Origin of the sequence: Massilia sp. 9I, assembly GCF_902506415.1 — a bacterium.
Lineage (GTDB): Bacteria > Pseudomonadota > Gammaproteobacteria > Burkholderiales > Burkholderiaceae_D > Telluria.
Window position 1 is genome coordinate 3,713,830 of record NZ_LR733275.1, and the last position, 15,315, is coordinate 3,729,144.

Sequence of the window (15,315 nt, forward strand, 5' to 3'; positions counted from 1 at the left end):
GGAAGCGCGCATAATGGCTCCCTCATCCGACATGGGAGCAAGCGATGGACGCGTTCCTGGGTTTCCTGGCCGATGGCCTGACGAGCACATCCTTCCTGGGCATTGTCGCCTGGACGCTGCTCACCACCCACGTAACCATCGTCGCCGTCACCGTCTACCTGCACCGCCACCAGGCGCACCGCGCGCTCTCGCTGCATCCCATGGTGGCGCACTTCTTCCGTTTCTGGCTGTGGCTGACCACCGGCATGGTGACGCGCGAATGGGTCGCCATCCACCGCCGCCACCACGCCCACTGCGAACGTCCCGGTGACCCGCACAGCCCGCGCCAGGCGGGCCTCTCCACCGTGCTGCTGCGCGGGGCCGAGCTGTACCGCAGCGCCAGCCGCGACCTTGACTCCATCGCGCATTATTCCGCCGGCTGTCCGGACGACTGGATCGAACGCCGCTTGTACGGCCGCTTCAGCTGGCAGGGCGTGGGCCTGCTGCTCATCATCGACGTGGCGCTGTTCGGCATCGTCGGGCTGTCGGTCTGGGGCATCCAGATGCTGTGGATCCCGGTGCTGGCGGCGGGCGTCATCAACGGCGCCGGGCACGCCATCGGCTACCGCAACTTCGACTGCCAGGAAGCCGCGACCAATATCGTGCCGCTGGGCCTCCTGATCGGCGGCGAAGAGCTGCACAACAACCATCACACCTTCGTCACCTCGGCCAAGCTGTCCGTCAAATGGTACGAGTTCGACATCGGCTGGATGTACATCCGGCTGCTGCAGGCGCTCGGCCTGGCGCGGGCGCGGCCGCTGCCGGCGCCACCCGGCATCCGCTACCGCCATGCGCAGGTCGACGCCGCCACGCTGCGCGCCGTGCTGGCCAACCGTGCGCGCGTGATGGCGGCGCTGACCGCGCGCCTCAAGCCCGTGTGGCGGCGCGAGCTGCGCAGCCTCCCGCTGGCCGCGGGTCTCAACCGCAAGGCCGCGCTGCGCCTGCTGAGCCGCGATCCGGGCTACCTGGACGGGGATGAAGCGGGCCGGCTGGGCGGCCTGCTGGCGTCCAGCGACTACTTGCGCCGGGTGCAGGCCCTGCGCGAGCAGCTGGCCCAGCTGTGGCACCGTTCGCTGGCCAGCGAGGAGCAGCTGCTGGAGGCCTTGAGCGCCTGGTGCGCCAAGGCGGCGGCGGACAAGTGCGCCCACATGCGCGCGTTTGCGGCGGAGTTGCGGGGGTATGCGTAAGCGCCCGGTTCAACGGTGCTGGCAACAAGCATGATCGGCCTTACAATGTTGCTATCCTAAAAAGAGGTGAGCGACGATCCATGGCCCATATCCATCCTGCCGGCTGGCGCGAGATGTCCGTCACCGGTTCCGCCGCACGTGAAATCGAAACCCTGACGCTGCTCGAGAAGCGCCTGTCCGACACGCCCTACGAGATTTACCACGGCGTCCACTGGACCAATGTCGAACACGGCTTCTCGGCCTACGGCGACATCGACTTCATCATCGTGGCGCCGAACGGCAGGCTGCTCCTGATCGAACAGATTGCCGGCTTCCTCAACGAATCCAAGGACGGCCTGGTGAAGAACTACCAGGGCAAGCCGCGCAAGATCCGCCACCAGATCCTGCACACCATCGAGGGCTTCGCCAAGCGCTACCAGGGCGAGCTGTCGATCGACTACCTGCTGTACTGCCCCGACTACATCGTCAAGGACCCGCAGCAGGCCGGCATCGACCCCAGCCACATCATCGACGCCACCAACAAGGGCCGCCTGGGCGCGAAGATCCGCGAGATCCTGCCGCTCACCCCGCGCACCGAGGAGTTCGACCGCGTCACGCGCTACCTCGGCGACACCCTGAGCCTGCGCCCCGACCCGAGCTCGATGATCGGCTGCGCCACCAGCATGGTGACGCGCCTGTCCGGCGGCCTGGCCACCTGGGCGCGCCGGCTCGAGTTTTCACCTTTCCGCCTGCGCGTGATGGGCACCGCCGGCAGCGGCAAGACCCAGCTGGCGCTGGCCGAGTACACCGCCGCCATCGATGCCGGCCTGCGCCCGCTCTACGTCTGCTTCAACCGCCCGCTGGCCGACCATATCGAACGCCTGGTGCCCGCCGGGGGCCGGGTGGCCAACTTCCACGAGCTGTGCGACGCCTGGCTGCGCGCGCAGGGGAAGACGCCGGACTACGGCTCGCCCACCGTGTGGGCCGACATCGAGGGCGTGCTGGCCTCGGCCGACCTGCCCGAGACCTGGCAGTACGACGTCGTCATCGTCGACGAGGGCCAGGACTTCACGACCACCTGGCGCGACATCGTGCTGCGCATGCTGAAGGAGGGCGGGCGCGCGATCTGGCTGGAAGACCCGGACCAGAACCTGTATGGCAAGGAGATGGTGCCGCTGCCCGACTGGGTGGTGCTGCACTCGAACACCAACTACCGCAGCCCGCGCGAGGTGGTGCAGATGCTCGGGTCGATCGGCGCCGTCAGCCAGCCGGTGGAGGCGGGCAGCCCGTTCAAGGGCGCCGACATCGAAGAACTCACCTACCCGGAAGGCGACCTTGAGGCCATGCTGTCGCAGACCCGGCGCGCCGTCACCCTGTGCCTGGCCGCCGGCTTCGGGCGCACCGACATCGCGATCTGCTCCTTCCGCGGGCGCGAAAAATCGGCCATCCTCAAGCTCGATAAACTGAGCGACGCCCACACGCTGCGCTCCTTCACCGGCGCCTACGACCTGTTCGGCAACCCGGTATTCCGCGAGGGAGGATTGCTGGCCGAATCGGTGTACCGCTTCAAGGGCCAGTCGGCGCCGGCGCTGATCTTCACCGAGATCGATTTCGACGAGATGGATGAACCCACGCTGCGCAAACTCTTCGTGGGCATGACGCGCGCGCGCCTGAAGCTGGTGCTGGTGATGAGCGAGCGCGCCTCGGTGCAGTTCCTCGACCGCATGAGCGGCGGCGTGGACCTCAAGGTGTAAGGCTGGCGGCCAGCGCGCGGAATACGCCGTTCGCATGCCGCCCGCTCCCCGCTTCGTTGTAGCCGCCGGCCGTGATCACCACGACCAGATCGAGCGCGGGCACGACGAACAGGCGCTGCCCGCCGTTGCCGACAGCCGCATGCCAGCGGTGCCGGCCGCCCAGCGCCTCCACCGTCCCGCTCCACCACTGGTAACCGTACTGCAGGCCGTCGCCGGTCTCCACGCGCGGCGCCAGGGATTCGTCGATCCATGCCGCCGGCACGATCTGCCTGCCCTGCCATTGGCCGCGCTGCAGCACCAGCTGGCCGATCCTCAAAAGGTCGCGCGGGCGCATGCGCAGGCCGGCGAAGGCCATCGGACGGCCGCGCAGGTCGGTCTGCCATTCCCAATCCGTGATGCCGAGTGGCGCGAACAGCTTGTGACGGGCATATTCCGTCACGGGCATGCCGGTGCGCCGCGCCAGGATGTCGGCCAGCACCGCGGTGGCGCCGCCGTTGTAGTTGAAGCCGTTCGAGGCCGCCAGCGGCCGGTCGAACAGGTAGCGCGCCTGCGAGCTGCGCCAGTACAGGCCGGTCTCGTCGTTGCCCATCCCATAGCGAATTGGCTCTTCCCACGCCAGGCCGCTGGTCATGGTGAACAGCTGGCGCAGCGTGATCGCCCCGCGGCCCCCGGTCTTGAGGTCGGCCAGTTCCGGATACAGGTCGAGCACGGGCGTATCCAGGCCTGGCGTGCGCCCCTCAGCCTGTGCGATACCCCACAACAGGCTGGTGACGGACTTGCTGACCGAACGCAGGTCGTGGCGCGTGTCCGCATCGAACTGCACGGTGCGCGCGAACAGCGACCAGATCGAGCGGTCCTTGCCCGCGTAGTAGCGCTCCACGACGAGGGCACCGTGGCGCATGACGAGGATCGCATGCACGTTGGCGCCGTCGCTTAGCGACGCATCCAGCACCCGGCACAGCGCCTGCGGCGCAAAGCCCGCCGCCGCGATGGAGGCCGTGTCGCAGGCCGGCATCGGCGCGGACCACACTGCGGGAGCGGCCAGCGCCAGCGCGAGGAAGCACGCACGCATGCGTGCAATGGGCGAATCCGGTAGCGTCTTCATGTGGGCCTCCGTGGTTGCGAGCTGCGGCTATTGGAGCACGCCGGTTTCAAGACCGACACCGGGAATGGAGCGAAGTCAGGCAATGCGTGTGTGAACCGGCCCCGTTTGCGGATGAGATGCGCATGAGCGCTTCGCGCGGAAGAACTCCCAGGCCGCTTCCGCCACCTCCAGGTCGGCGTTCTGCAGGCCGGTCAGCCAGTTGATGAAGCGCGGGTAGCGCTTCAGCCGGCTCGGCTCCGCGTGGCCGGCGCCGTCGATGCGGTACAGGCCCACCTGCATGCCGCTTGGGTCCTGCCCCCACATGCTGCGGGTGACGCTGGTGCGGCCGCGCGGGTCGCTTGGAGCGACCCGCACGACCTCCGGCGTATCGGGCAGCCCGGCCAGTTCACGCCAGGCGCGCACGCTGTCTTCGATGCCACGCACCGGTTCGATGAACCAGGGCGCGTACCGGTGCTTGCCGCCGTGGTAGGGGATCAGCGGGTCCGCCGTGCAGCCGAACACCAGCGCGGGCAGCGGCGTGGTGGGCTCCGGGCAGCGGCCGGGCGGTGGCATCCCCGCCAGCACCACCGAGAACGCCGCCAGCCGCTGCGGGATCTCGGCGGCCGCGCGATAGGCCATCCAGCCGCCGCGCGAGACGCCGATCAGGTAGACGCGGCCAGGGTCGACATCGTGGTGGGCAAGCGCGTGGTCGATCAGTGCCCCGATGAAGCCGACGTCGTCCTTGCGGGCCACGCGCTCACTCGCCGCGAAGCAGTCGCTCCAGCCGCCCTTGCCGGCATCCGGCGCGATCACCACCAGGCCGTCGCGCGCCGCGATCTCGAGAAACACGGACAGCGGCGACGGCGGAAAGGCCTGGCCCAACACCTGCTGCGCCGACGCGCCGGCGCCGTGCAGAATCACGACCAGCGGCCGTCCGCCGGGGCTGGAACCTGGCGGCGCCGCAACCAGGTAGCGGCGCGCGCCTTCCGGACGCGCCAGCGTGGCAGCCACGGGCACGAGGCCAGGACGCATGCTGTCGCTGCTGCCGCGCAGGACGGCATCGAGGTGTGCTTTGACGCTGGCATAACCGGGCATGGACAGGGTTCGCTTGTTTGAATTGGCGATATTGAACCACACCACTTTCTCAAGCGGATAGAAAGCGGCGAGAAGATGCAGGATGCATGCGTGAAGCTTGATTCATGCTGAGAGCATGGACATCGCGCCGGTCCGGGCGCTGCTTCCGTGCTAGCATTTTGCCCATTGCAGCCTGGAGATAACGATGAAACGACCGGTTCTTGGCACGTCCGCGCGCCCGCGCCTCAAGCTCTTCGGCGCATCGGCACTGATGCTGCTGCTGACGGCCTGCGGCGACCATCCGCCCAAGGACGACGACGAGGAACAGCCGCCGCCGCCCGCGCAGCAAGCCATCACCATCGTCGCCGGCAGCGCCACGGATGCAGGCAGCGCCAACGGCAGCGGCACGGCGGCGCGCTTCAACACCCCCAGCGGCATCGCCATCGACTCCGCCGGCAACCTGTACGTGGCCGACTCCGGCAACGATTTGATCCGCAAGATCACGCCGGCGGGCGCCGTCACCACCCTGGCCGGTGCCGTCAATTCGAACCAGTACGTCGACGGCGCGGGCGACCGTGCCCGCTTCGTCGAACCGCTGGCGCTGGCGATCGACAGCAACGGCACCCTGTACGTCACGGACGACATGCGCATCCGCAGCGTCGCAAGCAACGGCCAGGTCGGCACGTATGCGACCATCCCGGTGGGCAGCAACGTCACCGCGGCCAGCATGCCGGCGGTCAAACCGAAAGGAATCGCGGTCGATCCGCGCGGCCAGTTGCTGGTGACCAACGGCCTGAGCACGCGCCGCTTCGCGGGCGGCACCGTCATGCTGGAAGGGCCGGAAGTGGCCCAGGACCTGATGGGCACGCGCAACCCGGAGGCGCGCGGTGTCGCGACGGACAGCAGCAGCAACGTTTACGTGTTCGACCTGCAGCGCACCATCAGCCGCACCAACAGCGCCACGATCGCCACGATGAACGTCCTGAACCGGCTGGCCGGTTCGCCGAACGCGCGCGGTGCAGCCAACGGCAGCGCCAGTGCGGCCAGTTTCGAAGAGGTGGTGGCCCTGACGGTGGACCCGCAGGGCAATGTCTACGCGGCCGACGCGGTCAACAACCTGGTGCGCAGGATCACGCCGGCGGGCGTGGTGTCAACGGTGGCCGGCACCGCGCGCAGCGCCACGCTGCAGGCCGGGAACCTGCCCGGCACGCTGGCGCCGCTGCGCGGCATTACCAATGACGGCAAGGGCAACCTCTACGCGACCTCGGGCAACGCGGTCATCAAGATCAAGCTGCCCTGAGCCAGGGCAGGATCAGTGGCCGATGGCGGCAGTGGCGACGCCCTGCGCCACGCTGCTCTTGCTGGTGGTGGTAGTGAGCGCGAACAGTGGCTTGCGCTCGGACTTATCCGTGCTCCACTCGTAGGCAACGGTGCTCTTGACGCCGTCCGGTCCCTTGTCCGAGGTATTGCGCTTGCGCTCGGCGCGGAAGGGTTCAGGCGCCTTGCCCACCACCTTCTCGAACATCGCCTGGGCCGTCGCGGCCGGCACCGTCTTGGCGTACAGCGCGCACAGGTTCTTGTCCGAATGGACCACCAGCACGAACTGCCCGTGCTTGCTCGGCACCGACCAGGCGCCGCCCTTGGCGCCCTGCAGGAACATCGCCGCCGCCTCCGCGGGGAGCTGCGGCAGGGGCGCGAGCTGCTTGCGCAGGCCGTCGAAGTCGTGCAGGTACTTCAGGCAGTGCGAGGAATAGATGTCCATGAAGGCCGCGGCCTGCTGTTCGGGCGCGGCGAGTGCGATAGTAGAAACCAAAATCCCTCCGAGTGTGGTGGCGGCTCGATGAAGAAGTCGCATCGGTGCGTGCTCCGGCTGGTTGCTGATGGGTCTTACTATAGCAACTCAGCCTGGAAAACCGGGCTTGCCTCAGGCAAACGTACGCGAGGGGACGGACATGGCACGCAGGTATATGAAGCAGGATGTTCCACTGGAAAAGATTCGGCGCTATCTGGAGCCGGGGCCGATCGTGCTCGTCAGTTCAAGCTGGGAAGGGGAGCGCAACATCATGACCATGGGCTGGCACATGGTCATGGAGTTTTCACCCTCGCTCGTGGGCTGTGTGATTGCATCGAGTAACCACAGTTTCGAGCTGGTGCGGCAAAGCCGCCAGTGCGTGATCAATCTGCCGACGACGGCGCTGCTGGATGCGGTGGTCGGCATCGGCACCACGTCCGGCAGCGAGATCGACAAGTTCGAGCGCTTCGACCTGACGCCGGAGACGATGGAAGGCGTCGATGCGCCGGCCATTCGCGAATGCCATGCGCACTTCGCCTGCCGGCTGCACGACGACAGCCTGGTGGACAAGTACAACTTCTTCATCTGGGAAGTGATCGCCGCGCGGGCGGCAAGGACGCCGAAGCATCCGGAGACGCTTCACTACACCGGCGACGGGGTGTTCATGGTGGCGGGGAAGGTGGTCAGCCGCCGCTCGGCGGCTTTGCTTTCTATGGAGCCCCGATAGTTAAGCGCCCGTAACCCAGCTGCATAAGAAAGTCCTATTTTGAGGTCATAGAACAACACGAAGTTTTAGCACCCACGACTGCGTGTAGAATCTGTTCAATATCTTTAGTGCAACAGTAGCGAACCTGAGCTATTGATTGCCTAGCTGAGTGAGGACAGGCGATACATGGAAACGATTGTAAAAAGCGATGCAGAAAATGATGAACAACGTGCGGATCCAATTGAACTTGCTCGCGCATTCGTTAAATCTACAGTGCAGATCCCGGCATTGAACAGCGCACTATCACAAGAAATAAAAAATAAGATCAAACATTCAGATCAGTGGCTAGATCGGTTCACTCGTGTCGGGGATTTGCTCTACTATCTGCAGCGCTTCAATGCGGCAAAGAATGATCCAATCTATCAGGAAATCAAGAAGCACGGATTGGAGACATTCGAGGATATCGTCGGAAAATTTGAGGAAAGATTCCAGCCTTGGGCGAACGATTGCTTGAAAATCAGCGACTTTGTGATCGGGCAGCAATATCCTGTTCATGACATTTTAATACTGGCTCGAAATTATGATACCCGAGCGGGAGGCATGTTTGTACTGGAGGCAAATGATGAGCCCGTTGCAGTCATTATTAAGGCCACTTTGTCCGAAGGACGTTATCCAAATGAGTGGATTCAGAGCGGTGAGATTCTGAAATATTATCTCAAAAGTATTTCTGGTAAGTTCGGTCTGCACTTTAAGCCGAATAAGGCGATTAAGGATAACCCAGATATTCCGGTTGTTACCTTTACGCGAGATTCTGAGACTGCTCCATTTATCTTCCGTGGCGTATTTAATTATGTTGATCTCGTAGAGGAAGATGAAGGTAGAAAGGCATTCAAACTCCGGAGGGTCAGTGAAGTATCAAATGCGACTGTAATGAGCTTTGAACAAGTCCAGGAAAAATTGGAGAAGGGTGTTCGGAAATCTAAAGAGAGAACACGCAGTGAAAGGCTAAAGCGTCTTGCCACGGCGCCGAAGCGCCCGATTTCTTATTCGGTCAAAACTACCGCATTTTTGAGAAATCCGGACGTCATTGCAGAGGTGCTGTATCGAGCGCAAGGAATTTGCGAAAGCTGTGTCAAACCAGCTCCATTTTTGCGTAGCTCAAATGAAGAGCCGTATTTGGAAGTGCACCATCGACTGCCGTTATCGCAGGGTGGTGAGGATACAATTGAAAACGCTATTGCTCTTTGCCCAAACTGCCACAGAGAGAGACACTTTGGTTCGTTGTATGCGATGAAAGCTACCACCTCGACTCATGGGGGGAAAGTTTCACTTAATCAGGTGGGAATGTCACTGATGCATACGAAGATCGCAATCGCTGAAGATTAATTCAGTTAGTGTTCACTGGCCTAATGCAATAAGATTTGTCGCACGTGGTCTTGAAGAGCGATGTCATTAGACTGAAAATATCTTACACATTGGGAACAGTGATTTGATACGATCGTGGAATGATCACTATCACTGCTAATAAAGTTGTACCACAACGCATCCGTCGCCGTCAGGCCTTAGCACTCGTGCTGCTGGTCGTAACTGGTGTCATCAACTATCTTGATCGGGCCACTCTTGCGGTCGCCAACGAGTTCATTCGCGCCGACCTTGATCTTTCGCTCAGCCAAATGGGGGTGTTGCTCTCAGCGTTCTCCTGGAGCTACGCGCTATGCCAGCTTCCAGTTGGGGCGCTTGTCGACAAGATCGGTCCACGCTGGCTGCTTGGCGCGGGTCTGGTGCTGTGGTCGCTGGCGCAAACTGCAGGCGGCCTGGTGTCGAGCTTCGGCTGGTTTGTATTGGCGCGGATCGTGCTCGGTATCGGTGAGGCGCCGCAATTCCCGGCGGCGGCACGGGTCGTCAGCAACTGGTTTCCGCTGCGGGCGCGCGGGACGCCCACCGGCATCTATAACTCCGCGTCGCCACTCGGATTTGCGCTCGCGCCCTTGTGCTTGTCACCCTTGATTGCCGCAACCAGCTGGCACTGGGCTTTCTTCGTCACGGGCGCGCTGGGCGTCGTCGCGGCCGTAGTCTGGGTCATGCTGTATCGCGATCCGGTACGGGAGGAATTGTCGGAAGCCGAACGCGCTTACCTGGATGAAGGCCAGAGTCTCGAAGCCGCTCCGAAGGCGGGATTCGCATCGTGGCGTGCACTTTTCCGCCACCGCGCTACCTGGGGCATGCTGCTTGGCTTCTTTGGCTCGGTCTACCTGAACTGGGTCTTCCTGACCTGGCTGCCCGGTTACCTGCGCACCGAGCGCCACATGGACGTGGCCTACGTCGGCATTGCAGCCACGATTCCCTTCGTGTGCGGATTTGCCGGCGCCCTGGTGGCAGGCTGGGCTTCCGACCGGATCACCCGGCACGCTTCATCTGCCGTGACCGGTCGCCGGACGGCGGTGGTGCTGGCTATGCTGGGCATGGTGGCGTTCACGATTCCAGCGGCGCTGGTCGAGAGCAATACCGCAGCCATCGCCTGCATCTCGGTCGTCATCTTCCTCGCCAACGCGGCATCGGCCTGTTCGTGGTCGCTCGCCACTGCGGTGGCGCCGCGCAGCCGCGTTGCCTCACTTGGCGCGATCCAGAACTTTGGCGGGTTTATTGGCGGAGCCTTGGCGCCGATCTTCACCGGGTACATCGCGCAAAGCTGGTCCTTCGTGCCAGCCTTGCTGACTGGCGCGGGCATCGCTTTCCTTGGGGCGATGTCATATCAGTTCCTGGTTGTTCGCCCAATCCCTGAGCACGAGTAAGCTCATGCTACACGGAGCGCTAGGCGGTTCCGAATGTTGACGCTTTAGGCACTGTTGGCAAGACTGTGTTCAAACGCAACGTGCTCCATACAAGGCTCATCTTTAATAGTGAGTCTCGTTAATGGAGCGAGCATGACTAAAAAGCCGACGGACGGCCGAGACAAAAAGGCTGCGCCAGGACCAAGCTTGGAACTCAGCGGACGTGATTGGGTTTCCCGATATCGCGGATCGGAAGATCTTCAAGATCTGCGGCTGCCGTTTCGAGACCACGCGGAAGCGTTCATTGACGCCTTACGTGCCGCTGGGGCGACGGTGACTATCAACGCGACTTTCCGGCCCCCGAAGCGTGCTTACTTGATGCATTGGTCGTGGAAGATCAATAAGAGTCGCATCTCTGCAAAAAATGTACCTGCGATGGATGGGGTACCCATATCGTGGGAACACTGTGATCGGGATGGTGAATACTCGGACGCCGACTCTGTTGCAGCGGCGCGATATGGTCCGGGGATTTGACATGGTGCGGCTGGGTGTCGCACCCTCACTCCGATCGCGGCACACCGTTGGATGCGGCATCGATATGAGCATTAACTGGTCTGGAGACCTGCTGATACGCGATGCATACGGCGAACTCATCGATATCGACAGGTTGCCGCGCACAGGCATGAACCGTGAGCTTCATCGTGTGGGTGCAAGCTACGGCGTCATCAAGTACAACCGCAATGGTCGTGATGACGCACATTGGTCCGACACGGGAGCATAACGATGCGAACTACAACCAAAACAGTGGTTGCCGCCTTTCTGTTTAGTCTTGGTTCGGTGAGCGCGGCGGAACCCAAGCTTCCCGCCGATGTTGCCAAGTATGTGAAACAGCGTGACGGATGTGAGCATTTCCGAGGGGAGTTCCCGGACCCGCCAGACGAAAAGCGCATGCGGGAAGTCGAACGGGAAATCCGAAAGCTCTGCACCGGAACCGACAAGAAGCTTGCGCAGCTGAAGCGCAAGTATGCAAAGAATCAAGCAGTGCTGAAACGTCTGAGCGAGTATGAGGAAGACATCGAGTAGTTCGTGCTGATAGAGCATACAAATAAAAACGGCCTCACGAAGAGGCCGTTTGCTTTGAAACGCAGAGCGCTTAGACGTCGATGTTCCCCGCCTGCAGCGCATTGCTCTCAATGAAGTTACGTCGCGGTTCCACTTCGTCACCCATCAGCGTGGTAAAGATCTGGTCCGCCGCAATCGCGTCTTCGATCTGCACCTTCAGCAGGCGGCGCACGGTCGGGTCCATCGTGGTTTCCCACAGCTGTTCCGGATTCATCTCGCCCAGACCCTTGTAGCGCTGCTTGCTCACGCCGCGTTCCGCTTCTTCGCGCAGCCAGATCATGGCTTCGTGGAAGCCGCGCACCGCGAACTCCTTCATCTTGTCGCCTTCGCCGCGGCGGATGATGGCGCCTTCGCCGATCAGGCCCTGGAAGGTGGCGGCCGCGTTGGCCAGCACGGCGTAATCATTGCTCAGCACGAAGTCGGCGTCGATCGAGGTGACGTTCACGTTACCGTGGCGCATGCGCTCGATGCGCAGCGAGTGCTTCTCGGACAGCTCGTCCGAACGCACGACCACTTTCACGGCCGGATCCTTGATCGCCGCTTCCATCGCCTTGGCCGATTCTTCCGCCTTCTCCAGGGTGCTCATGTCCAGCGTGACGCCGCCGGTAATCGCGGTCAGCGCGGCGCGGTCGATCACGCGGGTCAGGCGCATCATGATGGCGTTCGACAGGTTGTACTGGCGCACCAGCTCGCTCAGCGCTTCGCCGGAGATCGGGTCGGCGCCTTCGCGCGGAATCAGCGAGGCGGCGTTCAGCGCGAACGTCATCATGTAGCTGGCTTCCTCAACGTCGTCCTTCAGGTAGCGCTCGTCGCGGCCGGCCTTCACTTTGTACAGCGGCGGCTGCGCGATGTAGATGTGGCCGCGCTCCACCAGCTGCGGCATCTGGCGGTAGAACAGGGTCAGCAGCAGGGTGCGGATGTGGGCGCCGTCGACGTCCGCGTCGGTCATGATGATGATGCGGTGGTAGCGCAGCTTGTCGACGTTGAATTCGTCCGGGCCGATCGAGGTGCCGAGGGTCGCGATCAGTGTGGTGATCTGCTCCGACGACAGCATCTTCTCGAAACGCGCCTTTTCCACGTTCAGCACCTTGCCGCGCAGCGGCAGGATGGCCTGGAACTTGCGGTCGCGGCCCTGCTTGGCGGAGCCGCCTGCCGAGTCACCCTCGACGATGTACAGCTCGGCCAGCGCCGGGTCGCGTTCCTGGCAGTCGGCCAGCTTCGAGGACAGGCCCAGGCCGTCCATGATGCCCTTGCGGCGGGTCAGGTCGCGCGCCTTGCGCGCCGCTTCACGGGCACGGGCGGCTTCCACGATCTTGCCGCAGATGATCTTGGCGTCGTTCGGCTTCTCCATCAGGAAGTCGGTCAGCGTCTTGGCCACGATCTCTTCCACCGGGCCGCGCACTTCCGACGACACGAGTTTGTCCTTGGTCTGCGACGAGAACTTCGGCTCCGGCACCTTCACCGACAGCACGCAGGTCAGGCCTTCGCGCATGTCGTCGCCCGAGATCTCGACCTTCGCCTTCTTGGCGAAGTCGTTCTCGTCGATGTACTTGTTGATCACGCGCGTCATCGCCGCACGCAGGCCGGTCAGGTGGGTGCCGCCGTCGCGCTGCGGGATGTTGTTGGTGAAGCACAGCACCTGCTCGTTGTAGGCGTCGTTCCACTGCATCGACACGTCCACCGAAATGTTGGTGCCCTGGTCGGATACGCGGTCGCCGGTTGCCTGGAACACGGTCGGGTGCAGGACGGTCTTGGCCTTGTTGATGTACTCGACGAAACCGCGGGTGCCGCCTTCGAAGGCGAACACTTCTTCCTTGCCGGTGCGGTGGTCGCTCAGCTTGATGTTGACGCCGTTGTTCAGGAACGAGAGCTCGCGGATGCGCTTGCTCAGGATCTCGTAGTGGAACTCGACGTGCGTGAAGATTTCCTCGTCGGCCCAGAAGTGCACTTCGGTGCCGCGCTTGTCGGTGTCGCCGAGGACCTTCATCGGCGAGACTTCGACGCCGTCGACGACCTCGATGATGCGGTCGATCGGCACGCCGCGTACGAATTCGAGCTGGTGGACCTTGCCCTTCTGGCGCACGGTCACGCGCAGCAGCTTGGACAGGGCGTTCACGCAGGAGACGCCGACGCCGTGCAGGCCGCCGGACACCTTGTACGAGTTCTGGTTGAACTTGCCGCCGGCGTGCAGTTCGGTCAGGGCGATCTCGGTCGCCGAGCGCTTCGGCTCGTGCTTGTCGTCCATCTTGACGCCGGTCGGGATGCCGCGGCCGTTGTCGGTGATCGAGATCGAGTTGTCGGAGTGGATGGTGACGTGGATCTCGGTGCAGTAGCCGGCCAGGGCTTCGTCGATCGAGTTGTCGAGCACCTCGAACACCAGGTGGTGCAGGCCGGTGCCGTCCGAGGTGTCGCCAATGTACATGCCCGGGCGCTTGCGCACCGCTTCCAGGCCTTCCAGGATCTGGATCGAGGACGCGCCGTATTCGTCCGCCTTCGGGGCGGGAGTCATTTCTGGTTGGGTATTCTCGGACATGGACTGCTTTCTATATAACGGGTAATTCAGGGACTGCTTGATTGCCAGGCTGCTTCGCCTTTTACCAGCAGCCCCTGAACCGTCATCCCGGCCTGCGCCGGGACGACGGGTTGAGGCTAATTCCTATCTCGGGCGTGTCGGCTGCTCGCTGATTAGATCCGCATCGGCATGACGACGTACTTGAAGTCGCCATTCTCGGGAATCGAGATCAGCGCCGACGAATTCGAATCGCCCAGCGCGATGTTCACCTGGTCGCACTTGAGATTGTTCAGCACGTCGAGCAGGTAGGTCACGTTGAAGCCGATGTCGATGGTGTCGCCGCCGTAGTCGATCTCGAGTTCTTCGACCGCCTCTTCCTGGTCGGCGTTGGTCGAGCTGATCTTCATGACGCCCGGCTCGATGATGCAGCGCACGCCCTTGAACTTATCGCTGGTCATGATGGCGGCGCGCTGCAGCGAACGCAGCAGCTCGTCGCGGCCGATGGTGAACTCGTTCTTGTAACCCTTCGGGATCACGCGGGTGTAGTCAGGGAACTTGCCCTCAACCAGCTTCGAGACCAGCTCGATGTCGGCGAAGGTCAGCTTCACCTGCGAGGCGGCGATATCGAGACGCACTTCCTCGTCGCTTTCTTCCAGCAGGCGCTGCAGTTCGATGATGGTCTTGCGCGGGATGATCACTTCCTGGCGCTCGAAGGACTGCTCGGTCTCCACCTGGCAGAAGGCCAGGCGGTGGCCGTCGGTCGCCACGGCGATGATGTTCTGGCCGTCCAGCACCAGCAGCAGGCCGTTCAGGTAATAGCGGATATCCTGCTGGGCCATCGAGAAGTGCACCATGTTGAACAGGTGCTTCAGCGTCTTCTGCGGCAGGGTGACGGTGGCGTTGTAGCTGTCGGCCACCGACACGGTCGGGAATTCTTCCGCGGCCAGGGTCTGCAGGGCGAAGCGCGACTTGCCGCTCTGGACGGCCAGGCGCTTGTTCTGCAGGGTCATGGTGACGTCGCCCGATTCTGGCAGCGCGCGCAGGATGTCCAGCAGCTTGCGCGCCGCCACCGTGGTGCCGGTCACGTCGTCGCCCGAACCGATGTTCGCGAGCGTGGTGATCTGGACTTCGGTGTCGGTCGAGAGGAACGAGACGCTTTCGCCGTCCTTGCGAATGAGGATATTGGCCAGAATCGGCATAGTGTGCCGACGCTCGACAATACCGCTCACGATCTGCAGTGGCCGGAGAAGCGTGTCTCGGGTGGTTTTGACCAGTTGCATAGATATCCTCAGTTA

13 protein-coding genes are annotated in these 15,315 nt (G+C 62.9%); 8 read left to right on the forward strand and 5 right to left on the reverse strand.

Translation table 11 applies throughout. The annotated features are described in order from the left end of the window. The first annotated feature begins 44 nt into the window (after positions 1-44). A complete protein-coding gene (locus GV068_RS16615) occupies positions 45-1,226 on the forward strand; it encodes a fatty acid desaturase (RefSeq protein WP_159700143.1) in 1,182 nt (393 codons plus the stop codon). A gap of 80 nt (positions 1,227-1,306) precedes the next feature. Further along, entirely contained in the window at positions 1,307-2,959 is a 1,653-nt protein-coding gene (locus GV068_RS16620) for an ATP-binding domain-containing protein (RefSeq protein ID WP_159700146.1), read from the forward strand. On the opposite strand, the gene GV068_RS16625 is transcribed toward GV068_RS16620, so the two are convergent. Both GV068_RS16625 and GV068_RS16630 read right to left on the reverse strand, forming a co-directional pair. Then, positions 2,949-4,064, reverse strand: coding sequence for a serine hydrolase (locus tag GV068_RS16625; RefSeq protein WP_159700149.1), 1,116 nt, complete (start codon positions 4,062-4,064; stop codon positions 2,949-2,951). The genes GV068_RS16620 and GV068_RS16625 overlap by 11 nt on opposite strands. A 75-nt stretch (positions 4,065-4,139) precedes the next feature. Then, positions 4,140-5,138: a PHB depolymerase family esterase gene (locus GV068_RS16630; protein WP_159700152.1), complete on the reverse strand. Its 999-nt coding sequence runs from the start codon at positions 5,136-5,138 to the stop codon at positions 4,140-4,142. Between the two features lie 184 nt (positions 5,139-5,322). On the opposite strand from GV068_RS16630, the gene GV068_RS16635 reads away from it, so the two are divergent. Next, positions 5,323-6,417: a hypothetical protein gene (locus GV068_RS16635; RefSeq protein WP_159700155.1), complete on the forward strand. Its 1,095-nt coding sequence runs from the start codon at positions 5,323-5,325 to the stop codon at positions 6,415-6,417. Between the two features lie 12 nt (positions 6,418-6,429). On the opposite strand, the gene GV068_RS16640 is transcribed toward GV068_RS16635, so the two are convergent. Next, positions 6,430-6,930, reverse strand: coding sequence for a hypothetical protein (locus GV068_RS16640; RefSeq protein ID WP_159700158.1), 501 nt, complete (start codon positions 6,928-6,930; stop codon positions 6,430-6,432). Positions 6,931-7,069: 139 nt separating this feature from the next. Here GV068_RS16640 and GV068_RS16645 point away from each other — a divergent pair, with 139 nt between their 5' ends. The 5 genes from GV068_RS16645 (at position 7,070) to GV068_RS16665 (ending at position 11,469) form a co-directional block, all read left to right on the forward strand. Continuing rightward, the gene (locus tag GV068_RS16645; protein WP_159700161.1) at positions 7,070-7,636 is read left to right on the forward strand and encodes a flavin reductase family protein; all 567 of its coding nucleotides are present in this window, start codon (positions 7,070-7,072) and stop codon (positions 7,634-7,636) included. 165 nt (positions 7,637-7,801) lie between these two features. Next, positions 7,802-9,001, forward strand: a complete 1,200-nt coding sequence (locus GV068_RS25250) for an HNH endonuclease signature motif containing protein (protein ID WP_229464268.1) — start codon at positions 7,802-7,804, stop codon at positions 8,999-9,001. A 119-nt stretch (positions 9,002-9,120) separates the two neighbouring features. Then, positions 9,121-10,407, forward strand: coding sequence for an MFS transporter (locus GV068_RS16655; RefSeq protein ID WP_159700164.1), 1,287 nt, complete (start codon positions 9,121-9,123; stop codon positions 10,405-10,407). 577 nt (positions 10,408-10,984) lie between these two features. Continuing rightward, positions 10,985-11,167: a hypothetical protein gene (locus tag GV068_RS16660; RefSeq protein WP_201303304.1), complete on the forward strand. Its 183-nt coding sequence runs from the start codon at positions 10,985-10,987 to the stop codon at positions 11,165-11,167. A 2-nt stretch (positions 11,168-11,169) separates the two neighbouring features. Then, the gene (locus GV068_RS16665; protein ID WP_159700167.1) at positions 11,170-11,469 is read left to right on the forward strand and encodes a hypothetical protein; all 300 of its coding nucleotides are present in this window, start codon (positions 11,170-11,172) and stop codon (positions 11,467-11,469) included. A gap of 70 nt (positions 11,470-11,539) precedes the next feature. Here the strand turns inward: GV068_RS16665 and gyrB are convergent, their stop codons facing one another. Continuing rightward, positions 11,540-14,041, reverse strand: coding sequence for a DNA topoisomerase (ATP-hydrolyzing) subunit B (gene gyrB / locus GV068_RS16670; protein WP_373888415.1), 2,502 nt, complete (start codon positions 14,039-14,041; stop codon positions 11,540-11,542). A gap of 152 nt (positions 14,042-14,193) precedes the next feature. After that, positions 14,194-15,300, reverse strand: coding sequence for a DNA polymerase III subunit beta (dnaN, locus tag GV068_RS16675; protein ID WP_159700170.1), 1,107 nt, complete (start codon positions 15,298-15,300; stop codon positions 14,194-14,196). Positions 15,301-15,315 lie beyond the last annotated feature (15 nt).